This is a genomic window from Aquabacterium soli (assembly GCF_003933735.1).
GTDB lineage: Bacteria > Pseudomonadota > Gammaproteobacteria > Burkholderiales > Burkholderiaceae_C > Aquabacterium > Aquabacterium soli.
Genome location: NZ_RSED01000018.1, coordinates 75,309 through 97,381, shown reverse-complemented (window position 1 = coordinate 97,381; position 22,073 = coordinate 75,309). Strand labels below are relative to the sequence as shown.

The following is a 22,073-nucleotide window of genomic DNA, read 5'->3' as shown; positions in this document are numbered from 1 at the left end:
GGCTTGTTCGGCCCACCAAGTAAGGGCGGTGTGACCGCCTCGTTTTCAGTCATCACCACCGCATCCGCCACGAAAGGATTTCCCCCATGACCTCGCAGCGCTCTTCGCGTCTGCGTCGCACTTCAGTGCGCGCCGCCAACCCTTCTCCGGCCTTGTGCCCTTCGCCGTTGCGCGGCGTGTCGGAGGCCGTACTGCGCTCCGTGCTGGGTGCTGCGCTGCTGGTCCCGGCCGTATTGCCGATGCTGCCTGGGCAAGCGCACGCCCAATCGGTGGGGGAGAGTCGCCACTACAGCATTGCAGCCGGCTCGCTGGACAAGGCACTGACTGCCTTTGCCGCCAGCTCGGGCGTGATGCTGTCGTTTGAGCCTTCACAGGTGCAGGGTCTGCAATCGGCTGGCCTGCAAGGTGAGCACACGGTGTGGGGTGGCTTCTCTCTGCTGCTGCAGGGCACGGGTCTGGAGGCGCAATCGCGTGGGCCGGGCAGCTATGTGCTGCGCAAGGGCTCAATCCAAAGCTCGGCGGCGGATGCTGCTGGTGCCTTGCCCGGCGTGACGGTGCGCAGCCGCCGCACCGCAGAAAGCGAAGGCACGGGCTCGTACACCAGCATAGCGCCGGTGACGTCCGCCACCAAGCTGGGCATGACCTTGCGTGAGACGCCGCAGTCGGTGACCGTGATCACCAAGCAGCGCATGGAAGACCAAGGCATCACACAGATGGATGACATCTTCCGTCAGACCACGGGCCTGACCTTCGTGCAGGTCGGCAGCCAGGGCACGGACAACAACGCCGTGTACTCGCGGGGTTTCGAGGTGGACAACTACCAGATCGATGGGGTGCCCCAGTTGAGCAACTGGCTGACCCAGACCGCCGACATGATCGCCTACGATCGCGTGGAGGTGATCCGCGGTGCCAACGGCCTAACTAATGGCGTCGGTTCACCGGCCGCCACGATCAACTTGGTGCGCAAGCGCCCCTTTGCAGACTTTCAGGCCTCGGTGACGGGCACCGTCGGCTCCTGGGACAAGCGCCGTGTCGAGGCCGACATCTCGATCCCGTTCAATGACAGCGGCAGTGTGCGTGGCCGAGTGGCCGTGGCTCTCCAGGAAAACGAGTCGTGGGTCGATCGTCTGAAGGAAGAAAAGCGCCTGTTCTACGGCATCGTGGAGGCCGATCTCGGGCGCAACACCAAGCTGTCGGGTGGCCTGGAGTATCAACAGCATGATGCTGACGAAGGGGCGCGAAGTGGTCTGCCACTGTTCTTCAGCGATGGCACGCCGACCCACTTCTCCCGCTCATCGAGCAGCGCGACCAACTGGGCCTACTCTCGCCAGACGCAGAAGCAGTTCTTCGTGTCGCTGGACCATCAGTTCGATTCGGGCTGGGCCGTGCGCGCAAACTTCAACCAGTCACGCCGTGAATACGATGACGTGATCGGCTATGCCATCTACCAGGCGCCTGACCGGGTCACGGGTGCCGGCCTGGGCGTGTATGGCAACAAGTGGAACTCTGCCCCGACGCAACGGGCCCTGGATCTCTATGCCTCCGGACCCTTTGAGCTGTTTGGACGCAAGCATGAGCTGGTGGCGGGCTACAACGTGTCGCGTACCACCTATGACGCGCCAGGCTATGGCTCGTGGCGTGTGCTGGCCAATGCGGTCCCCAACGTGTTCGACTGGGATGGGAGCACAGCAGCGATTGCCCCGTTCGTTGCTTCGAGCATGACGCACTTCAGCGAACGTCAGGCTGGCTGGTATTCGACCGTGAGGCTCAAGCCGGCGGACGGTCTGGCCGTCATCCTGGGCGCGCGTATCACCGACTGGGAGCGAAGCACACGGGACAAGAACTACGACGGCTCGGCGTCAACACCGATCAGCCAAAGCGAGAAGGGCAAGCTGGTGCCCTACGCCGGCCTGGTGGTCGATGTGATGCCTCAGTGGTCGGTGTATGGCAGCTACACAGGCATCTTCAAGCCGCAGGACAACATGGTGTCTGAGACGGAGTACCTGGATCCCCTCAAGGGCAAGGCCTACGAGGTGGGCACGAAGGCCTCCTTCTTCAAGGAGCGATTGAATGTGAGCCTGGCGGTGTTCGAAATCCGCCAGGACAACTTTGCAGTGGAAAATCCGACGGCGCCCCCCCTGGAAAATGGCAACCAGCCCTACATGGCGGTGCCCGGCACCGTGACCCGGGGCTATGAGGCTGAGGTGTCCGGTGAGCTGGCCCGTGGTTGGCAACTCTCGGCGGGCTACACGTTCTCAAAGTCGCGTGACCGCGAAGGCGATGCGTTGGTGACCAACGTGCCGCAGCAGCAGTTCAAGCTGTTTTCCAGCTATCGGTTGTCCCACGTTGGGCGTGGCCTGACCCTGGGTGGCGGCGTGGTCTACATGGGCGATGCCTACACGGACCGGGTGGGCCCGAGCCGGAACCAGCGCTTCACCCAGCCCGCCTACGCCGTGGTGGACCTGATGGCCCGCTACCCCTTCAGCGACAAGCTCTCGGCCAGCGTGAACCTGGGCAACGCGTTCAACAAGACCTACTACACATCAACCTCGTCCACGTACTACGGCGCGCCGCGCAATGTGAACCTCACCGTCAAATATCAATTCTGATTTCGGACAGCGAGTGTTCATTGTTGATTCATAATTCAAATAAGAATCATTCTTGAGAAATCCTGAGATTCGGCGGCCCCACGAGGGGCCGCTTTGCACTTTCGCACCAAGGACCAAGGACCAAGGAACCACCATGACGCGTTTCTCTGCATTCAAGCCGCTGCTGCTGGCCGCCGCCCTGATCTCTGCCTCCGCCCAGGCCCACTTCGTGTGGCTGGAACCATCTGCCACTCCCGGCGAATCCAAGGCCTACTTCGGCGAATGGGCCGACGACGTGCGCGAGACCGAATCCGGCTACCTCAAGCTGCTGACCGCGCCGCGTGGCGTGGCGGCCGACGAGAAGTCCGTCAGCGTCACCCGTGCCAACGACCACCTCACCCTCAAGGGCCCCGCCACGGGCGATGCCCGCCTGGTCACCGGTTACCTCAACGACAAGGGCGTGCTGAGCCTTTACCAACCCAAGAGCGGCCGCACCGAGACCGCCGCCCGCCACGCGCTGGAGCTGGTGCCCACGGCGGCCAACAGCAACAGCTTCACGCTGCTGCTCAATGGCAAGCCGGTGCCGTCCAAGGACGTGGTGGTTTTCGGCCCGCCCAAGTGGAGCAAGACCTTCCACACCGACAAGGAAGGCCGCGTCACCATCACCACGCCCTGGCCCGGCCAGTACGTGGTCGAGGTCGGCCACCTCGACAAGGAAGCCGGTGGACAGTGGGAAGGCAAGCCCTACACCCAGACCCGCCATGTCTCCACGCTGACCTTCCTGGTGCCCTGATGACCCTGCCGGCCCGCAAGCGGCCGGCCGCCCGCCTGGCGCTGATCGCGCTGGCCGTGGTCGCCGGCGCGCTGTATTTCTTCGTCTGGCGTGGGCAGGCTGCGCCTGTTGCCGACATCAATGTCTGGGCCGGCCCCGTGCCGGTGCGGGTGATCTCGGCCACGCAAGAGGACATGGACCTGTGGGTCAAGGCCGTGGGCACCGTCACGCCGTACAACACGGTGACGGTGCGCCCACGCGTGGCCGGCCAACTGGCCCGTGTGCATTTCCAGGAAGGCCAGCAGGTGCAGGCCGGCCAGTTGCTGGCCGAGATCGACCCCGAGCCCCTGCGCGTCAAGCTGGCCCAGGCACAGGGCCAGCAGGCGCAGAACCTGGCCCAGCTCAAGAACGCCGAAGAAGAACTGGCCACCTACCAGGGCCTGTTCGAGAAGGACTCGATCGCGCGCCAGCTGGTGGACCGCCAGCGCGCCCTGGTCAACCAGCTGCGCGGCACGCGCCAGTCCGACCAGGCCCAGGTGGACGAGGCCACGCTGCAGCTGTCGTACACACGCATCGTGGCGCCCATCGCCGGCCGCATCGGCCTGCGCCAGCTGGATGCGGGCAACCTGGTCGCTGCAGATACCGGCAATGGCCAGGCGCTGACCACCATCACGCAGACGCGCCCCATCAACGTGAGCTTCAACCTGCCTGATGCGCAGGTGGCTGCCGTGCGCGAGGCCCACACCGCCGGCAAGCCCCTGGTGGTCGAGGTGTGGGACCGCGGCGAGGCCCACAAGCTGGCCATTGGCCGGCTCAACACGCTGGACAACCAGATCGACACGCCCACCGGCACGCTCAAGCTCAAGGCCCGTTTCGACAACGCGGATGACGGCCTGTTCCCGAACCAGTTCGTCAACGTGCGCCTGCAGGTGCGCCAGCTGTCCAAGGCCGTGACCATCGTGTCCGACGCCGTGCAGCATGGCTCCAAGGGCGACTATGTCTACGTGATCCAGGATGGCAAGGCGAAGGTGCGCCCGGTGACGCTGGGCCCCGTCTCGGGCGAACGCGTGGCGGTGAGCCAGGGCCTGGCCGCGGGCGACAAGGTGGTGCTCGAAGGTCTGGACCGTCTCAGGGACGGCAAGCCCGTGATCCTGCAAGGCAGCTGACGCACCCCAGTCCTGATGACCATCCGATGAATATCTCCCGCCCGTTCATCATGCGGCCGGTGGCCACCGCGCTGCTGATGCTGGCCCTGCTGATCTCCGGCCTGCTGGCGTGGCGGCAACTGCCCGTGTCGGCACTGCCCCAGGTCGATGTGCCCATCATCCAGGTCTTCACCTTCCAGCCGGGCGCCAGCCCGGACGTGACGGCCCGCACCATCACCGCGCCGCTGGAGCGCCGCCTGGGGCAGATCCCGGGCCTGGCGCAGATGTCGTCCACCAGTTCGGCAGGCGCGTCCGTCATCACACTGCAGTTCGCGCTGGAGGTGGACCTGGGCGTGGCCGAGCAGGAAGTGCAGGCCGCGCTGAACACGGCTGGCACGCTGTTGCCGGAAGACCTGCCCACGCCGCCCATCTACCGCAAGGTCAACCCGGCCGACGCGCCCATCCTGACCCTGGCCATCACCTCGGCCACCTTGCCCCTGCCCAAGGTGCATGACCTGGTCGATGCCCGCATCGCGCAGAAGCTGTCGCAGGTGCCGGGGGTGGGCCTGGTCAGCCTGGCCGGCGGCCAGCGCCCGGCCTTGCGCGTGCAGGTGCTGCCGGCGGCATTGGCCTCGCACCAGCTCAGCCTGGAAGACGTGCGCAAGGCCATCGCCGGTGCCAACAGCAACCAGCCCAAGGGCAGCTTCGACGGGCCCTTCCGCTCGACCATGCTCGATGCCAACGACCAGATCCGGTCGATCGATGATTACCGTGGCCTGATCGTGGCCTGGCGCGATGGCGCGCCCCTGCGCCTGGGCGACATCGCCACCATCGCCGATGGCGCCGAAGACCGCTTCATGGGCGCCTGGGCCGACAAGGCCCCGGCCGTGCTGGTGAACGTGCAGCGCCAGCCTGGCGCCAATGTGATCGCTGTGGCCGACCAGGTGCGCGCACTGCTGCCGCAGCTCACGGCCACCATGCCCGCCGCGGTCGACGTGGCTGTGCTCACGGACCGCACCGGCAGCATCCGCGCTTCGGTGCGCGATGTGCAGAAGGAGCTGGTCTTCGCCTGCGCCCTGGTGGTGATGGTGACCTTCCTGTTCCTGCGCAACCTGCCTGCCACGGTGATCCCGGGCGTGGCCGTGCCGCTGTCGCTGGTCGGCACCTTCGGTGTCATGCACCTGGCGGGCTTCTCGGTCAACAACCTCAGCCTGATGGCCTTGACGATCGCCACGGGCTTCGTGGTCGATGACGCCATCGTGATGCTGGAGAACGTGGCGCGCCACCGCGAGGCTGGCGCCTCCAGGCTGGAGGCCGCGTTCAAGGGCGCCGCCGAGATCGGCTTCACATTGGTGTCGCTGACCGTGTCGCTGGTGGCCGTGCTGATCCCGCTGCTGTTCATGGGCGATGTGGTGGGGCGACTGTTCCATGAGTTCGCCGTGACGCTGGCCGTGGCCATCGGCCTGTCGCTGGTGGTCTCGCTCACACTCACGCCGATGATGTGCGCGCGCATGCTACCCAGCATGCCGCACGATGCGGGCAAGCCCGACTGGATGGACCGCATCGTGGCGCGCTATGCGCAGGGCCTCGATTGGGTGCTGGCCCGCCAGCCGCTGGCCATGGGCGCGATGCTGGCCACCGTGGCCTTGACCGCGCTGTTGTATGCCTGGGTGCCCAAGGGCTTCTTCCCGGTGCAGGACAGCGGCGTGCTGCAGGCCGTGACCGAGGCGCCGCAAAGCGTGTCCTTCGGCACCATGGCCAAACGCCAGCAGGCCCTGGCCGCGGAGATCCTGACGGATCCGGATGTGGCCAGCCTGTCGTCCTTCATCGGGGTGGATGGCGGCAACGCCAGCCTCAACAGCGGGCGCATGCTGATCAACCTCAAGCCGCATGGCGATCGCTCGGCCTCGGCCCAGGAGGTGATCGAGCGCCTGCGTCAGCGCATCCCGCAGGTCGAGGGCATCACCGCCTGGTTCCAGCCCGTGCAGGAGCTGAGCATGGAGGACCGTGTCAGCCGCACGCAGTACCAGTTCACGCTGACCGCGCCGGAGGCCGGCCAGTTGGAGCAATGGGTGCCGCGCCTGATCGAGCGCCTGCGCGCGCGGCCCGAGCTGGCCGATGTGGCCAGCGATCTGCAGAGCCAGGGCCTGCAGGCCCATGTGGAAATCGACCGCGATGCCGCCGCCCGCCTGGGCGTGAGCGTGGCCGACATCGCCACCGCCTTGCGCAATGCCTATGGCCAGCGCCAGGTGGCCACGCTGTTCACGCAGTCCAGCCAGTACCGCGTGGTGCTGGAGGTCGATCCCAAACAGGCCCAGGGCCTGGACGCCGTGCTGGACAGCTTCGTGTCCACGCCCGGCGGCAAGGCCGTGCCGCTGGGCGCGGTGGTGCGCGTCACGCAGCGCCATGCGCCGCTGCTGGTCAGCCACCAGGGGCAGTTCCCGTCCAGCACCGTGTCCTTCAACCTGGCCGGTGGCGTGTCATTGGGCGAGGCCGTGCAGGCCATCGATGCCGAGCAGGCGCAACTGCAGATGCCGGCCAGCATCGACAGCCGCTANCGTGCAGGCCATCGATGCCGAGCAGGCGCAACTGCAGATGCCGGCCAGCATCGACAGCCGCTACCAGGGCGCGGCCCAGGCCTTCCGCTCGTCGCTGTCGAACACGCTGTGGCTGATCCTGGCAGCGGTGCTGACCATGTACATCGTGTTGGGCATCCTGTATGAGAGCACCATCCACCCGGTGACCATCCTGTCCACCTTGCCCTCTGCAGCGGTGGGCGCGCTGCTGGCGCTGGTGCTCACGGGCCGGCCGCTCGATTTGATCGCCGTGATAGGCATCGTGCTGCTGATCGGCCTGGTCAAGAAGAACGGGATCATGATGGTGGACTTCGCGCTCGATGCGCAGCGCCGCCAGGGCCTGGCGCCGCACGAGGCCATCCGCCAGGCCGCGCTGCTGCGTTTCAGGCCCATCCTGATGACCACGCTGGCCGCGCTGGTGGGGGCCATCCCGCTGATGATGGCGCAGGGCTCCGGCGCCGAACTGCGCCAGCCATTGGGCCTGGTGATGGTGGGCGGGCTGCTGGTCAGCCAGGTGCTGACCTTGTTCACCACGCCGGTGGTGTACCTGTTCTTCGACCGCCTGTCCAAGCGCTGGGCGGCGGGCAAGGCCGCTGCCGATCCGTCCAGCGAGCCCGTGCGCTGAACCATGAACCTGGCGCGCCTGTTCATCCGCCGCCCCGTGGCCAGCGCGCTGATCGCGTTGGCCGTGCTGCTGGTCGGACTGCTGACTTGGCGGCTGCTGCCCGTGGCACCGCTGCCGCAGGTGGATTTCCCGGTCATCACCGTGAGTGCCAGCCTGCCCGGGGCCAGCCCCGACAGCATGGCCGCCACCGTGGCCACGCCGCTGGAGCGGGCGCTGGGTAGCATCGCTGGCGTCAATGCCATCACCTCGTCCAGCAACCAGAGCGCCACCGAGGTGCGGCTGGAGTTCGACCTGGGCCGCCATGTCGATGAGGCCGCGCGCGAGGTCCAGGCCGCCATCAACGCGGCGCGGGGCCAGTTGCCATCGGGCATGCCGGGCAACCCGTCGTACCGCAAGGTCAACCCCTCGCAGGCACCCATCCTGGCGCTGGCCGTGGCCTCGCCCCACCTGCCGCCCAGCCGCCTGTACGACATCGCCTCGACCGTGCTGGCGCAGAAGCTGTCGCAGATCACCGGGGTGGGAGAGGTCAGTGTCAGCGGGGCCTCGCTGCCGGCCGTGCGCGTGCAGCTCGATGCCGATGCGCTGATGCACCATGGCATATCACCCGATCAGGTGCGCCAGGCCTTGGCCAATGCCAATGCGCAGCAGGCCTGGGGCGCGGTGGAGCAGGGCGATCGCCGCTGGCAGATCCACCTGGCCGACCAGCTGCGCAACGCGGCCGATTTCAGCGCGCTGGTCGTGCGCGAGCAGGGCGGCGCGGTGGTGCGCCTGGCCGACATCGCGCAGGTGGTCGATGCCACGGAAGACCGCTACAGCGCTGGATTCCACAACGACAAGCCGGCCGTGATGCTGCTGGTCAGCCGGCGCGGCGGCGCCAACATCGTGGAGACCATCGACGCCATCAAGGCCCAGATGCCCGCGCTGCAGGCCCTGATGCCCGCCGACACCTCGCTGACCGTGGTGATGGACCGCTCGCCTGGCATCCGCGCCACCTTGCGTGATGCGCAGCTCACACTGGTGCTGTCGTCCGTGCTGGTGGTGCTGGTGGTCTGGCTGTTCCTGGGCAGTGCGCATGCGGCCCTGATCCCCAGCCTGGCGATCCCGGTGTCGCTGGCCGGCGCCTTCGTGGTCATGTACCTGTGCGGCTTCTCGCTCAACAACCTGAGCCTGATGGCGCTGATCGTGGCCACCGGCCTGGTGGTGGACGATGCCATCGTGGTGCTGGAAAACATCGAGCGGCACATCGAGGCTGGCTTGTCACCTGTTCGGGCGGCCCTGCGCGGTGCGCGTGAGGTGGGCTTCACGCTGCTCGCAATGAACGGCTCGCTGATGGTGATCTTCGTGTCCATCCTGTTCATGGGCGGGCTGGTGGAGCGCTTCTTCCGCGAGTTCTCGATCACGCTGGTGGGCGTGATGGCCGTGTCCTTGATGGCGTCGCTGACACTGACGCCGGCCCTGTGTGCCCATTGGCTGCGGGCTCGCCGTGGCGCCGGGAACGTGCCTGCACAAGCGCCCGTGGCCCCACGCCGTGGCCCGGCCGTACAGTGGCAACGGCTGCAAGCCTTCATGGCGCGCGTCGGCCCCATGCTTTTCGATCGCCTGCGAAGCACCTACGCCCGCAGCCTGGACTGGGCCCTGGGGCACGGTGCCGTCGTGCTGGCCCTGCTGGCCGTGGTGGTCGGCCTGAACGTCTACCTCTACATCGAAATCCCCAAGGGCTTGCTGCCTGCGCAGGACACGGGCCAGCTCGGCGGCCTGGTGCGCGGCGACGATGGCTTCTCCTTCCAGGTCATGCAGCCCAAGATCGAAGCCTTCCGCCAGGCCGTGCTGGCCGACCCCGCCGTGCAGGACGTGGCCGGCACCAGCGGTGGTCGTGGCGGCTTGAGCAACTCGTGGCTTCGCATCCGCCTCAAGCCCCTGGCCGAGCGTGGCGTGTCGGCCGAAGAGGTGGTGCAGCGCCTGCGGGCCAAGGCGCCCAAGGTGCCCGGCGGCCTCCTGATGATCAGCGTGGACCAGGACCTGAAGCTGAACTCGCCTTTCGGCCAGAGCGAGCAGATGCTGGTGCTGCTGTCGGACGACCTGAACGTGCTGCGCCCCTGGTCGCGCAAGGTGGCCGACGCCATGAAGGAGATGCCCGAACTGGTCGATGTGGACAGCGATTCGGGCGAGGCCGCGCAGCAGGTGGTGCTGGACATCGACCGCGAGGCCGCGCGTCGCCTGGGCGTGGACATGGCCCTGGTGGCCTCTGTGCTCAACAACGCGTTCTCGCAGCGCCAGGTGGCCACGCTGTTCGATCCGATGAACCAGTACCGCGTGGTGATGGAGTTCTCGCCGCGCCAGACCGAGCGCCCCGAATCCCTGGCCGATCTGCAGGTGCTGACCAGCGGCGGAGCGCGCGTGCCCTTGAGCGCTTTTGCCACGTGGCGCTATGGCCTGTCGGCCGACCGTGTCTACCACGACAGCCAGTTCGCGGCGGCCGCCGTGGGCTATGCACTGGCGCCGGGCATCACGGTGCAGCAGGCCCACCAGGCCATCGACGCGATGATGGCCAGGTTGATGGTGCCGTCCAGCGTGTATGTGCGCCCCGATGGCGCTACCCGGGGCTTTGGCGGCGCGATCAAGCAGCAGCCCTGGTTGATCCTGGGGGCGGTGCTGGCCGTGTTCCTGGTGCTGGGCGTGTTGTACGAAAGCACCTTGCACCCCTTGAGCATCCTGTCCACGCTGCCCTCTGCAGGCGTGGGTGCCTTGCTGGCGCTGCGCTTCGTCGGTGGCGAGTTCAACCTGATCGCGCTGCTGGGCCTGTTCCTGCTGATCGGCATCGTCATGAAGAACGCCATCCTGATGGTGGACGTGGCGCTGCACAACGAGCGGCGCCTGGGCCTGCCGCCGCGCCAGGCCATCCACCAGGCTGCGGTGCAGCGCCTGCGCCCCATCCTGATGACCAATCTGGCGGGCCTGCTGGGCGCCGTGCCGCTGGCCCTGGCCTTCGGTGAAGGCGCTGAGCTGCGCCGGCCCCTGGGCATTGCCATCGTGGGCGGTTTGGCCGTCAGCCAGCTGCTCACGCTGTACACCACGCCCGTGGTGTTCCTGACCCTGGAGCGCTGGCGCCAGCGCGTGCTGGCACGAGGCCCCGCACGTGCCGACGATGAACCGCCCGCCTCCCCCGATGACGCGACCCCCGCCTTTGCCGAGGTGAGTCCCAAGCCATGATCCCATCGTTCTCCGCCTTGTCCTCTGCGCTGATCGGCGTGTGCGTGGCCCTGCTGGCCGGCTGTGCGGCCGGCCCGGCCCACCCGCCGCCCTCGGCTGAGCTGTCCGAGGCTGCCGCCGCCAGCTTCAAGCACCAGGCCGGCTGGCAGCCCATGCCATCGCAGCCCTTGGCCTCCACCGCAGCATGGTGGCAGGCCTTCGGCGACGCCGAGCTGGACCGCCTGATGCAGGCCGCCAACGCCGACAACCTGGATGTGGCCCAAGCCGCCGCCCGTGACCGCCAGGCCCGCGCGCTGTGGCGCCAGGCCGGTGCCGCCCGTCGCCCGCAACTGGGGCTCTCGGGCTCGGCCTTGCGCACCGAATCGTCCAGCGCCAATGGCCACAACAGCTACGCCGTGGCGCTCGAAGCCAGCTGGGCGCTGGACCTGTGGGGCCGCCTGGCCCGCGAGCAGGACGCCAGCGGCGCCCATGTGCAGGCCACCGCGGCCGACCTGGCCGCCGCCCGCCTGAGCACCCAGCTCAACGTGGCCGAGCAGTACTGGCGCCTGCGTGTGCTGGACCAGCAACTGGCCTTGCTGGCTCGCACCCTGGCTGCCTACGAGCGCTCGCTCACCCTCACGCGCCACCAGTACGACGCCGGCCTGGCCGCGCGCGCCGACGTGATCCAGGCCGAGACCCAGTGGCAGACCCTGCGCACCCGCGTGCACGATCTGCAACTGCAGCGTGTCCAGCACGAGCACGCGCTGGCCGTGCTGAGCGGGCGGGCGCCGGTCGACCTGTCGCTGCCGGCCATGGCCACGCTGTTGCCTGCGGTGCCGGTGGCGCCCGTTCAGTTGCCCTCGCTGCTGCTGACCCGCCGCCCCGATGTGGTCGCGGCCGAGCGCCGCGTGGCCCAGGCCAACGCACAGATCGGCGTGGCCCAGGCCGCCTGGTGGCCCGACATCACCCTGGGCGCCACCGGCGGCGGCACCGGCCCGCGCCTGGGCGAGCTGTTCCAGGCCCCCTGGCGCTACTGGTCGCTGGGCCCCACCCTGGCCGCCACCCTGCTGGACAGTGGCCGCCGCAGCGCCGGCGTGGACCTGGCCGAGGCCCGCTACGAGGAAACCGTGGCCGCCTACCGCCAGACCGTGCTCACCAGCCTGCGCGAGGTGGACGACGCCCTGGCCACCCTGCAGCAACTGGCCGCCAAGGCTGAGCAGCAGGCCCGCCTGGTGGCCCTGGCCGAAGAGAACGAGCGCGTGGTGACCACCCGCTACCGGGCCGGCCTGGTCGGATTCCTGGAGGTGGTCGTGGCCCAGAACCTGACCCTGGAAAGCCAGCGCACGGCGCTGGACGTGACGGCCGAGCGGCTGGTGGCCAGCGTGCGCCTGATCGCCGCACTGGGAGGCGGCTGGCAGGGCCTGGGTGCCGAAAACGGGTGACACCATGTAAAATCTTGCCCTTCATCGGCTGACACAGCTGCCGATAACGAGGCGAAGCAATTCATCCCGGCGGCGTGGCCGCCCCGAAAGGTGCCATCACCATGGACTACCCAGGCAATCTGTTCGTGGTCGCCGCGCCCAGCGGCACCGGCAAATCCACGCTCGTCAAGGCCTTGCTGGAGCTCGATTCGCGCCTGCTGGTTTCCATCTCGCACACCACCCGGCCCCCGCGTGGCCAGGAGCAGAACGGGCGCGAATACTGGTTCATCAGCCCGGCCGACTTCCAGGCCAAGGTCGAGCACGGCGATTTCTTCGAATGGGCTGAGGTGCATGGCAACCTGTACGGCACCTCTCGTCTGGCCATCGAAGAGCGCATCAAGGGCGGTGAGGACGTGGTGCTGGAGATCGACTGGCAGGGCGCCCTGCAGATCAAGAAGATCTTCCCCAACGCCATCCTGATCTTCATCCTGCCGCCCAGCTACGAAGAACTGCTGCAGCGCCTGAACCGCCGCGGCGAGGACACGCAGGACGTGATCGACGTGCGCATGACCAACGCCCGCACCGAGGTCGGCCAGGCCCGCCACTTCGATTTCGTGGTGGTCAACGCCCTGTTCGAATCGGCTTTGTTCGATCTGAAAACCATTGTCCACGCGCAGCGGTTAAAATACTCTGCTCAGCGTCGCAACAAGTCGTCCGTGTTCAAGGCCCTCAACCTGCTCTGACCCACGCCTGATCCCTGCGCCGCAAGGCCCCTGAACGATTCACTGGAGCACCACATGGCCCGCATCACCGTCGAAGACTGCCTGCAGAAGATCCCCAACCGCTTCCAGCTGGTCCTGGCCGCCACCTACCGTGCCCGCATGCTGAGCCAAGGCCACACGCCCAAGATCGAATCGCGCAACAAGCCTGGCGTCACCGCGCTGCGCGAGATCGCCGCCGGCCAGGTCGGGGTTGAAATGCTGCGCAAGGTCCCGACCTGATCCAGGCAGGGCATCGCCAGACGGCCCTGCGGCCGGTCAGCGTCCCTTCCTGCACGCACAAGCCCGCCACCCGGCGGGTTTTTGCGTTTCTCGACCAGCACGGTTCCCAGGCACGCCCCGCGTCATGGATGTTGCAGACGCGCTAAAGTTAGCCACATGTCCCAAGCCCACCAAGAAGCCTCAGCGGCGTCGTTTGCCGCGTTGCTGCACAAGCTGGATTACCTGGACGAGGCGGACATCCGCCGCGTCCGTGATGCTTATCGCTTCGCCGACGAGGCCCACCTGGGACAGTTCCGCGCCAGCGGAGAGCCCTACATCACCCACCCCATCGCGGTGGCCGGCCTGTGTGCAGACTGGAAGCTCGACGCCCAGGCCATCATGGCCGCGCTCATGCACGACGCCATGGAAGACTGCGGCGTCACCAAGATCGAGCTGATCGAGCGCTTCGGTGCGCCCACGGCCGAGCTGGTCGACGGCCTGACCAAGCTGGACAAGCTGCAGTTCTCCACCAAGGAAGAATCCCAGGCCGAGTCCTTCCGCAAGATGCTGCTGGCCATGGCGCGCGATGTGCGCGTCATCCTGATCAAGCTGGCCGACCGCCTGCACAACATGCGCACCATGGATTCCATGGTGGCCCACAAGCGCACCCGCATCGCCCGCGAAACGCTGGACATCTACGTGCCCATCGCGCACCGCCTGGGCCTGAACCAGACCTACCGCGAACTGCAGGAGCTGTCCTTCAAGTACATCAGCCCGTGGCGCTACGGCATCCTGGCCAAGGCGGTGAAGAAGACCCGGGGCAACCGCCGCGACCTGGTCGACCGCATCCAGCGCGAGGTCGAGAAGGCCTTCGGCGATGCCGACATGGTGGTCGAGACCTACGGCCGCGAGAAGACCATCTTCTCGATCTACACCAAGATGTGCGACAAGCACCTGAGCTTCGCCCAGGTCAGCGACATCTTCGGCTTTCGCATCGTCACGCGCGAGCTGCTCGATTGCTACCGCGCTTTAGGCGTGCTGCACCAGCTCTACAAGCCGCTGCCGGGCCGCTTCAAGGACTACATCGCCATCTCCAAGGCCAACGGCTACCAGTCGCTGCACACCACGCTGGTCAACCCGGTGGGCACGGCGGTGGAGTTCCAGATTCGCTCGCAGGCCATGCATGCCGTGGCCGAGAAGGGCATTGCCGCCCACTGGATGTACAAGACGCAGGAAGAGGCTTCTTCGGGCGTCGCGCCGCACCAGGCCGCCGTGTGGCTGCAGTCTCTGATCGACATCCAGCACGAAACGCGTGATTCGGCCGAGTTCCTCGAGCACCTCAAGATCGACCTGTTCCCCGAATCGGTCTACGTGTTCACGCCCAAATCACGCATCCTGGCTCTGCCCAAGGGGGCCACGCCGGTTGATTTTGCTTACGCCATCCACAGCGATGTGGGCGACCACTGCGTCGCGGCCAAGGTCAATGACGAGCCGGTGGCGCTGCGCGCCGAGCTGCGCAGCGGCGACGTGGTCGAGATCATTACCGCGCCCACGGCCAAGCCCAGCCCCGGGTGGCTGAGCTTCGTGCGCACGGGCCGCGCCCGGTCCAAGATCCGCGCCCACCTCAAGAACATGGAGGCCGAAGAGTCTCTGGAGATGGGCGAGAAGCTGCTGTCGCAGGCCCTGCGGCCCGAGGGTCTGACCCTGCCGCGCGGCGACGAACACACCGAAGGCAAGGATGGCGAACTGTGGCAGGCCCTGGTCCGCTGGGGCGGCAACCGCACCCGCGACGACCTGCTGATCGACATCGGCCTGGGCCGCAAGATCGCGCCCATGGTGGCCAAGCGCATCGCGCAGATCATGGCCGAGTTCGGCGAGCGCCCCGATGCGCTCACGCTCACGCTGGGCCGCTTTGCTGCGATCGAATCGCCCACGCAGGGCTCGGTCATCATCGATGGCAGCGAAGGCGCCACCGTGCAACTGGCGCCGTGCTGCCGGCCCATCCCGGGCGACCCGATCGCCGGCTACCTGGGCCGTGGCGAGGGCCTGGTCGTGCACACGCAGATGTGCGGGGTGGGCAAGCGTTTGTTCGAACGCGATCCCGACCGCTGGATCGACGTGGGCTGGTCCGACGAGCCCACGCGCACCTTCGACACCGACATCCAGGTGCTGGTAGCCAATGGCAAGGGCGTGCTGGCCCAGGTGGCCGCCTCCATCAGCAGCGCCGAGACCGACATCACGCACATCGAGATGGGCGATGAACGCCTGGGCGAGACCGCCGAGCTCAAGCTCTCGCTGTCGGTGCGCGACACCGACCACCTGCAGGACGTGCTGCGCACGCTCAAGCGCTGCCCGGTGGTGCTCAAGGTCAACCGCGTCAGCCCCTGAGCGAGGGCTTCAAGCGGTGGGGGAGGGCGCTGGGTATTGCACGTCCAGCACCTCCAGCTTCTCCAGACCGCCCGGTGTCATCAGTTGCACCTCATCGCCTTCGCGCGCCTTCAGCAGGGCCCGGGCGATCGGAGAGATCCAGCTCACTTCACCTTGCAGGTTGTCGACCTCGTCGATGCCCTTGATGGTGATGGTGCGCTCCTCGCCACGGCTGTTGGCGTAGGTCACTGTGGCGCCGAAGAAGATCTGATCGTTGCCGCGATGTTGTGACGGGTCGGCCACCTCGGCGATGTCCAGGCGCTTGGTCAGGAAGCGGATGCGGCGGTCGATCTCGCGCAGGCGCTTCTTGCCGTAGATGTAGTCGCCGTTCTCGGATCGATCACCATTGGACGCGGCCCAGTGCACGATCTCCACCACCTTGGGGCGTTCCACGTCGATCAGGCTCAGCAGTTCATCGCGCAGGCGCTGGTAGCCCTGCGGTGTCAGGTAGTTGCGGGTGCCGGCGGGCAGGGGCGGCAGGCCGCCGATCTCGTCGTCCTCGTCGCCTGCGCTGTCCGATTCCTTGGTGAAAGCCTTGCTCATGGGCCTTGATTGTGCACAAAGGCATGCATCGGCGTCTGTAGGCGTCGCCTGATGTCAAGACTTGCGGCAGCGCTGCCGATAACCAGAGACGCTGACATAACTCTCAAAACAATGAAAGCAAGCTGGCGCAAGCCATCCGTGAAAGGGGCTTTTTCATGTCGCAAGTGATCCCATTGGGACCCGCGTCCCGCATGCTGACCACCCGTGAGGCGGCCACACGCCTGGGGGTGTCCCTGCGGACCGTGCAATTGTGGGTCGAGGCCAGCATCCTGCCGGCGGCGCGCACCCCTGGTGGCCATCGGCGCATCCCCTACAACGCCGTCGAGGCCCTGGCGATGAGCATGGGCCTGGAAAGCCTTGGCAGCCCGGGCGTGGCGCCCACGGTCGCCAGTGCGGCGCCACCCCAGCATGCCGATGTGCGCCCCCTGCGCATCGTGCTGGTGGCACAGGAGCGCCCCTGGCTGGCCGCCTGTGTCTCGGCGCTGGAGGTGTTCGGTGAGAGCGTGGCGGTGGAAACCGCCGACAACGGCTATGTGGCCCTGCTGCGCATCGGCCAGGAGCCGCCCGACCTGCTGGTGACCACCCTGGAGCTGCCGGGCATGGACGGCCTGCAGATGCTCAGCACCCTGGAAACCTGCGAGTCCCTGGGCGGCATGCGTGTGTGGGCGCTGACGTCCCAGACGCCCGAACAGCTCAGCGCGCGCGGCGGTCTGCCGCCCATGGTCGAGACCCTGTCGCTGCCGGTCAGCCCCGAGGCCCTGGCCATTCGCACCGGCCGCTGGGTACTGGCCCGCCAATCCACCGAGCACAACATCCGGCGCGACCTGCGCCAGGAGTGAATCCACCCCTGGTGTTTTTCACCCCCTGAAGTGCGGGGGAGCGAGGGTGTGGCTGAAGGTAAGTCCCCGTGCAACGGTAGACGGCCTGCGCCAAGATCCTGCTCCTACGCAGCCAAAAAGGTGGCTGCCCGTGTGTCTTCGTGAGGGTATGAGTTGAACTTGCCGCGTTTCGTGCGCTGGGCGCGCTGGCTGTTGATCGGGCTGTACCTGGCCTTGATCGTCGGGGTGATGCTGGCTTGGCGCGATCCTGACTGGCGTCCCTACCTGGAGCCGCAAGCACTGGCGCGCCTGGGCCGCGACCTGCTGGACATGCCGATGGGCCCTGTACTGGTGTTGCTCGGCTACGTGGTGGCCGTGCTGCTGGCCGTGCCGGTGGCCGCACTCATCACCGTGGGGGCCCTGGTGTTCGGACCCTGGCCGGGCATGGCCTATGCGCTGGTCGGCATGGTGGCCGGTGCCACCGCCACCTACGGCCTGGGCCGGCTGGCCGGCGCGCAGTGGGTGGACAGCTTCGCGGCCGATGGCCGTGTGCATGCAGTGGTGGGCGCCATCAAGCGGCGTGGCCTGTGGGCCGTGATCGTGATCCGTGCCGTGCCGCTGGCACCCTTCATCGTCGTCAACATGACAGCCGGTGCCTTCCGGGTGCGCCTGCGCGACTATGTGCTGGGCACCTTCCTGGGCTTGGCGCCGGGCACCATCCTGATCTCGCTGTTCATGGACCGGCTCACGGCGGCCCTGGCGTCGCCTGATGCGGGCACCTACACGGCTCTGGCCGCGGTGGTGGTGGGCGGTGTGCTGCTGGCGTGGCTGGTGAGGCGGCTGCTCAAGGGCAAGGCCTCGGCCGCTGTTTGACGGCATTGCGCAACAGCTCGGCCTGAGGCCCCCCCCGGTCCCGGAGGTGTGAATGAATGTTGCGGCTTCTATAATGAGAATCTATATCATTCACGCCTGATGAGGTGAGCCGATCTGCTCCTCCCCCGCCAGGCGTGCTTCCACCCCCGCCGGTTTTCGCCATGCACAACGAGCACAGGCATGCCTTGGGCACGCTCTACGCCAGCCACCACCGGTGGCTGTTCGGCATGCTGCGCAAGAAGCTGGGGTGTGACCACAAGGCTGAAGACCTGGCCCAGGACACCTTCATGAAGGTACTGGTTTCGCAGGGCGCCCCGTTGTTGCAAGAACCCCGTGCCTTCCTGAGCACGGTGGCCAATGGCTTGGTTGTGAACCACTGGCGCCGGCTGGAGATCGAGCGCGCCTACGTGGCCGCCATCGGCCACCAGGCGCCGCAGATGGCCGTTTCGCCAGAAGATCGCGCCCTGGTGCTCGAAGCGCTTTGCCAGATCGACGCCTTGCTGGCACGCTTGCCTCCCAAGGCCAGCCGGGCCTTCCTGATGGCCCGCCTGGAAGGGCTGGGCTATGCCGAGATCGCTGAGCGCCTGGGGGTGTCCGACCGCATGGTCAAGAAGTACATGGCCCAGGCCATGCACCAGTTGCTGCTGGCCGATGACGGCGCCTGATCGCCGGCCATGAGCGGATCCGAATCCATGGGCACGACCGTGCTCGAGCAGGCGGCCAACTGGTATGCCCTGCTGCAGGCCGATGAGGTGTCCGAGGCTGACCGTGCTGGCTGGCAACGCTGGTTGGCCGCCGATGCGCGTCACGCCCGGGCCTGGGCACGTGTGGAAGCCATGAGCCGCCGCTTCGACACCTTGCCGGCCCAGACCGATCGCCCGGCAGCGTCTCATGCCCTGCACCGTGCGCAGGGCGCAGGCCGCCGTGGCGCGCTCAAGGTGATGGGCGTGGCCGGGGTGGGGGCCTTGTCCGGCTGGCTGGTGGCGCGTGATGAGGGCCTGTACCCCTTGCGCGCCGACCACCGCACCCATGTGGGCGAACAGCGGCAGGTGGCGCTGGCCGATGGCAGCCGTCTGTGGCTCAACAGTGCCAGCGCCGTGCGGCTGGACTTCAAGGCGAGCGAGCGCCACCTTGAGCTGCTTCATGGCGAACTGTTGCTGGAGACTGCGCACGAGGCCGGCCGCCCGCTGGTGGTGAGCACCGCGGAAGGGCGTGTGCATGCACTCGGCACACGTTTTGGCGTGTACCGCCAGGGCGGGCGCAGCCAGGTGTCCGTGTTCCATGGCGTGGTCGAGGTGAGCGCCGGCCAGCGCGAGCACCGTGCCGTGCTGCAAGCCGGCCATCAATTGAGCCTCACGGCACAGGGGCTGGGCTCTTCCGAGCCGGCCAGCCCGGTGCGGGAGGCCTGGACCCGCGGCCTGCTGGTGGCCGAAGACATGCGCCTGGGAGACTTCGTGGCAGAGCTGGCGCGCTACCAGGTGGGTTACCTGGCCTGTTCGCCGAAGGTGGCCGATCTGCGCCTGGTCGGCGTGTTCCCTCTGACCGACATCGACCAGGTCTACGCCGCGCTGGAGCGCGCCTTGCCGGTCAAGGTCACGCGCACCTTGCCGTGGTGGCGCCAGGTTGACGCGGCCTGAGCGGGCGGAGCGCCCCATGCCGTCAAGCCTCACCGCATGGGCTCGCGTTCTGTGGCTAGCGCTGTCGTGCGTCCTGTGGATGCAGCAGGCGCAGGCACAGATGCATTCACCAGGCGCCGGCCCTCAGGTCGACAAGGCCACCGCATCCGCTGATGAGCGTGTCTACCAGATCGAACCGGGGCCACTGGGCAGCGTGCTTAACCGCTTGGCCGATGCGGCAGGCGTGCTGTTCGTGGCCGATGCCCGCCTGATCCAGGGCAAGACCAGCCCCGGGGTGCAGGGCACCTATGGACTGCGCCAGGCCTTTGCGAGTGCGCTGGAGGGCTCCGGGCTGGCTCTGGTGCAGGAGGGTATGCGCTTCGGCCTGAGGCCTGTCGAGGCGCCGGTTCAACTCAGTGAGCTGCCCCCGGTGACCGCACAGGCGCGCACCCAGGGCGCGGGTTACCACAGCCAGCGCGCCGAGGTGGCGCTTCGAACCCCCACACCGTTGATCGATGTACCGCAATCGGTCACCGTGCTGCCGCGTGCCTTGCTGGACGACCAGGCCCCCCGCAGCATGGCCGAGGCCTTGCGCTGGGTACCGGGTGTGGGCGCGGCCCAGGGCGAGGGCAACCGGGACACGCCCGTTTTCCGCGGCACCTCGTCCACGGCGGACTTCCTGTTCGATGGCTTGCGGGACGATGTCCAGTACTACCGCGATTTCTACAACATCGAGCGGGTGGAAGTGCTCAAGGGGCCCAACGCCATGCTGCAGGGGCAGGGCAGCGTGGGCGGCCTCATCAACCGCGTGGGCAAGGAGCCTCAGTGGCGCACGCACCGTGAACTGGCCGTGCAGGCCGGCTCGTGGGCGCAGCGCCGTGCCACGCTGGATTGGGAGCAGCGCTTCAGCGACACCCTGGCTGGCCGCCTGAACGTGATGGCCGAGGGCGCCAACAGCTGGCGCGATGGCTTCTGGCTGCGCCGCAGCGGCGTCAACCCGGTGCTGGCTGCGCGCCTGTCGCGCGACACGAGGGTGACGGTGGGTGTCGAGCACTTCGAAGATGAGCGCCTGGACGATCGAGGCATCCCCTCATGGACGGGCAAGCCGGTGAGCACGGGGCGGGGCACCTTCTTCGGCAACCCCGACCAGAGCATCAGCCGCATCGGCATGGACGCTGCCAATGCCCTGATCGAGCACGACCTGGGAGAAGGGCGCAGCCTGAGCAACCGCACGCGCTACGCCTACTACGACAAGTTCTTCCGCAATGTGTTCGCGGGCGCTGTGACGCAGGATGGGGCCAATGTGATCCTGACGGCCCATGACAGCCAGACGCACCGCCGCAACCTGTTCAACCAGACCGACCTGACTGTGCCTGTGCAATGGGGGCGGTGGCGACACCTGCTGCTGACTGGCCTGGAGCTGGGCGTGCAGGATGGCGACAACTGGCGGCAGACCGGTTACTTCACGAGGTCGCCCTACACGGTGCCCTTGAGCGATCCCACCTCGCATGATCCTGTGAGCTTTCGGGCATCGACCAATGATCCCGACAGCCACAGCCGCAGTGAGACGGCGGCTGTTTACCTCCAGGACCAGATCCGCTGGTCGCCGCAGTGGCTGGCCGTGCTGGGCCTGCGCCACGATCACCTGGACACGCGCGTGCGAGACCGCCGCCAGGGCCTTGATCTAGGCAGCCGCGACAGGCTGTGGTCCCCCCGTGCGGGCCTGATCTATCAACCCGTGCCCACCGTGTCGGCCTATGTGAATCACAGCATCGGCTACATGCCGCGTGCGGGCGAACAACTGCTCTCGTTGAACAGCCGGAACCAGGCCCTGACGCCGGAGAAGTACGTGAACCTCGAGGTGGGGGCCAAATGGACGGTGCGCGAGGGCCTGGACGCCACTGTGGCGGCTTTCCAGTCTCGGCGCCACAACGTGGCGGTCGCGATCGGAGACCCGGCCACGACCCCCCGGTTCGATCTGGTCGAAGGTCAACGAAGCCGTGGGCTGGAATTGGGGCTCAGCGGTGCGATCAGCTCGCGCTGGCAAGTGTCGGGCGGGTACGCCTATCAGGATGCCCGCCTGCTGAGCACCACCTCTCCGGCGGCAAGGGAGGGGGCTACGCTGGCGCACTTGCCGCGTCACAGCGCCTCGCTGTGGAGCCGCTTCTCATTGAGCCCTCAATGGGCCGCAGGGCTGGGTGTCAGCTACCGCGGGCGGGTGTTCACCTCGACCGACAACACGGTGGTGCTGCCTGACTATGCGCGTGTGGATGGGGCCCTGTACTACCAGTCTGGCCCGGCGCTCAAGCTGCAGCTCAATGCCGAGAACCTGCTTGACCAGCGCTACTTTGCCTTCGCGCACAGCAACAACAACATCACGCCCGGCTCTCCTCGTGCGTTTCGACTGAGCCTGATCACAGCCTTCTGATCGTTGGGAAACGACTAGATCGCGTGGTCTAAAAATTTTAACACCCTCGGGTTCCCTTTCTCCGGACTTGAT

General features: G+C 67.3%; 14 protein-coding genes and 1 pseudogene. 14 read left to right on the top strand and 1 reads right to left on the bottom strand.

Features of this window, described 5'->3' with window-relative positions:
• Positions 1-86 precede the first annotated feature (86 nt).
• From EIP75_RS18910 to EIP75_RS18870, 9 genes and pseudogenes are all read left to right on the top strand, one after another.
• Positions 87-2,609 (top strand): TonB-dependent siderophore receptor, encoded by a 2,523-nt coding sequence (locus EIP75_RS18910; RefSeq protein WP_125244843.1) that lies wholly within the window; start codon positions 87-89, stop codon positions 2,607-2,609.
• Positions 2,610-2,742: 133 nt separating this feature from the next.
• Complete coding sequence (locus EIP75_RS18905) at positions 2,743-3,381, top strand: DUF4198 domain-containing protein (RefSeq protein ID WP_125244842.1); 639 nt, start codon at positions 2,743-2,745, stop codon at positions 3,379-3,381.
• A complete protein-coding gene (locus tag EIP75_RS18900; RefSeq protein WP_125244841.1) occupies positions 3,381-4,526 on the top strand; it encodes an efflux RND transporter periplasmic adaptor subunit in 1,146 nt (381 codons plus the stop codon). The genes EIP75_RS18905 and EIP75_RS18900 overlap by 1 nt, the downstream gene beginning before the upstream one ends.
• A 26-nt stretch (positions 4,527-4,552) precedes the next feature.
• A pseudogene (locus tag EIP75_RS18895) lies at positions 4,553-7,706 on the top strand (efflux RND transporter permease subunit).
• 3 nt (positions 7,707-7,709) lie between these two features.
• Positions 7,710-10,916: an efflux RND transporter permease subunit gene (locus EIP75_RS18890; protein WP_125244840.1), complete on the top strand. Its 3,207-nt coding sequence runs from the start codon at positions 7,710-7,712 to the stop codon at positions 10,914-10,916.
• Positions 10,913-12,337 (top strand): efflux transporter outer membrane subunit, encoded by a 1,425-nt coding sequence (locus tag EIP75_RS18885; protein WP_125244839.1) that lies wholly within the window; start codon positions 10,913-10,915, stop codon positions 12,335-12,337. The genes EIP75_RS18890 and EIP75_RS18885 overlap by 4 nt, the downstream gene beginning before the upstream one ends.
• Positions 12,338-12,438: 101 nt before the next feature.
• Positions 12,439-13,059: a guanylate kinase gene (gene gmk, locus EIP75_RS18880; RefSeq protein WP_125244838.1), complete on the top strand. Its 621-nt coding sequence runs from the start codon at positions 12,439-12,441 to the stop codon at positions 13,057-13,059.
• 54 nt (positions 13,060-13,113) lie between these two features.
• Entirely contained in the window at positions 13,114-13,317 is a 204-nt protein-coding gene (gene rpoZ / locus EIP75_RS18875; protein ID WP_125244837.1) for a DNA-directed RNA polymerase subunit omega, read from the top strand.
• Positions 13,318-13,473: 156 nt separating this feature from the next.
• Positions 13,474-15,684, top strand: a complete 2,211-nt coding sequence (locus EIP75_RS18870; RefSeq protein WP_125244836.1) for a RelA/SpoT family protein — start codon at positions 13,474-13,476, stop codon at positions 15,682-15,684.
• Positions 15,685-15,693: 9 nt separating this feature from the next.
• On the opposite strand, the gene greB is transcribed toward EIP75_RS18870, so the two are convergent.
• On the bottom strand, positions 15,694-16,266 hold the full coding sequence (gene greB, locus EIP75_RS18865; protein WP_125244835.1) for a transcription elongation factor GreB: 573 nt from the start codon (positions 16,264-16,266) through the stop codon (positions 15,694-15,696).
• 191 nt (positions 16,267-16,457) lie between these two features.
• On the opposite strand from greB, the gene EIP75_RS18860 reads away from it, so the two are divergent.
• From EIP75_RS18860 to EIP75_RS18840, 5 genes are all read left to right on the top strand, one after another.
• The gene (locus EIP75_RS18860) at positions 16,458-17,105 is read left to right on the top strand and encodes an excisionase family DNA-binding protein (RefSeq protein WP_233584951.1); all 648 of its coding nucleotides are present in this window, start codon (positions 16,458-16,460) and stop codon (positions 17,103-17,105) included.
• A gap of 159 nt (positions 17,106-17,264) precedes the next feature.
• Complete coding sequence (locus EIP75_RS18855) at positions 17,265-17,957, top strand: TVP38/TMEM64 family protein (protein ID WP_125244833.1); 693 nt, start codon at positions 17,265-17,267, stop codon at positions 17,955-17,957.
• 161 nt (positions 17,958-18,118) lie between these two features.
• A complete protein-coding gene (locus EIP75_RS18850) occupies positions 18,119-18,622 on the top strand; it encodes a sigma-70 family RNA polymerase sigma factor (protein ID WP_125244832.1) in 504 nt (167 codons plus the stop codon).
• 9 nt (positions 18,623-18,631) lie between these two features.
• Positions 18,632-19,594: a FecR domain-containing protein gene (locus tag EIP75_RS18845; RefSeq protein WP_199758650.1), complete on the top strand. Its 963-nt coding sequence runs from the start codon at positions 18,632-18,634 to the stop codon at positions 19,592-19,594.
• A gap of 16 nt (positions 19,595-19,610) precedes the next feature.
• A complete protein-coding gene (locus tag EIP75_RS18840; protein ID WP_125244831.1) occupies positions 19,611-22,001 on the top strand; it encodes a TonB-dependent siderophore receptor in 2,391 nt (796 codons plus the stop codon).
• The last annotated feature ends 72 nt before the right edge of the window (positions 22,002-22,073 follow it).

Coding starts and splice junctions, on each gene's coding strand:
- EIP75_RS18910 (WP_125244843.1), top strand. CDS start 87: ATGACCTCGCAGCGCTCTTCGCGTCTGCGTCGCACTTCAGTGCGCGCC.
- EIP75_RS18905 (WP_125244842.1), top strand. CDS start 2,743: ATGACGCGTTTCTCTGCATTCAAGCCGCTGCTGCTGGCCGCCGCCCTG.
- EIP75_RS18900 (WP_125244841.1), top strand. CDS start 3,381: ATGACCCTGCCGGCCCGCAAGCGGCCGGCCGCCCGCCTGGCGCTGATC.
- EIP75_RS18890 (WP_125244840.1), top strand. CDS start 7,710: ATGAACCTGGCGCGCCTGTTCATCCGCCGCCCCGTGGCCAGCGCGCTG.
- EIP75_RS18885 (WP_125244839.1), top strand. CDS start 10,913: ATGATCCCATCGTTCTCCGCCTTGTCCTCTGCGCTGATCGGCGTGTGC.
- gmk (WP_125244838.1), top strand. CDS start 12,439: ATGGACTACCCAGGCAATCTGTTCGTGGTCGCCGCGCCCAGCGGCACC.
- rpoZ (WP_125244837.1), top strand. CDS start 13,114: ATGGCCCGCATCACCGTCGAAGACTGCCTGCAGAAGATCCCCAACCGC.
- EIP75_RS18870 (WP_125244836.1), top strand. CDS start 13,474: ATGTCCCAAGCCCACCAAGAAGCCTCAGCGGCGTCGTTTGCCGCGTTG.
- greB (WP_125244835.1), bottom strand. CDS start 16,266: ATGAGCAAGGCTTTCACCAAGGAATCGGACAGCGCAGGCGACGAGGAC.
- EIP75_RS18860 (WP_233584951.1), top strand. CDS start 16,458: ATGCTGACCACCCGTGAGGCGGCCACACGCCTGGGGGTGTCCCTGCGG.
- EIP75_RS18850 (WP_125244832.1), top strand. CDS start 18,119: ATGCACAACGAGCACAGGCATGCCTTGGGCACGCTCTACGCCAGCCAC.
- EIP75_RS18845 (WP_199758650.1), top strand. CDS start 18,632: ATGAGCGGATCCGAATCCATGGGCACGACCGTGCTCGAGCAGGCGGCC.
- EIP75_RS18840 (WP_125244831.1), top strand. CDS start 19,611: ATGCCGTCAAGCCTCACCGCATGGGCTCGCGTTCTGTGGCTAGCGCTG.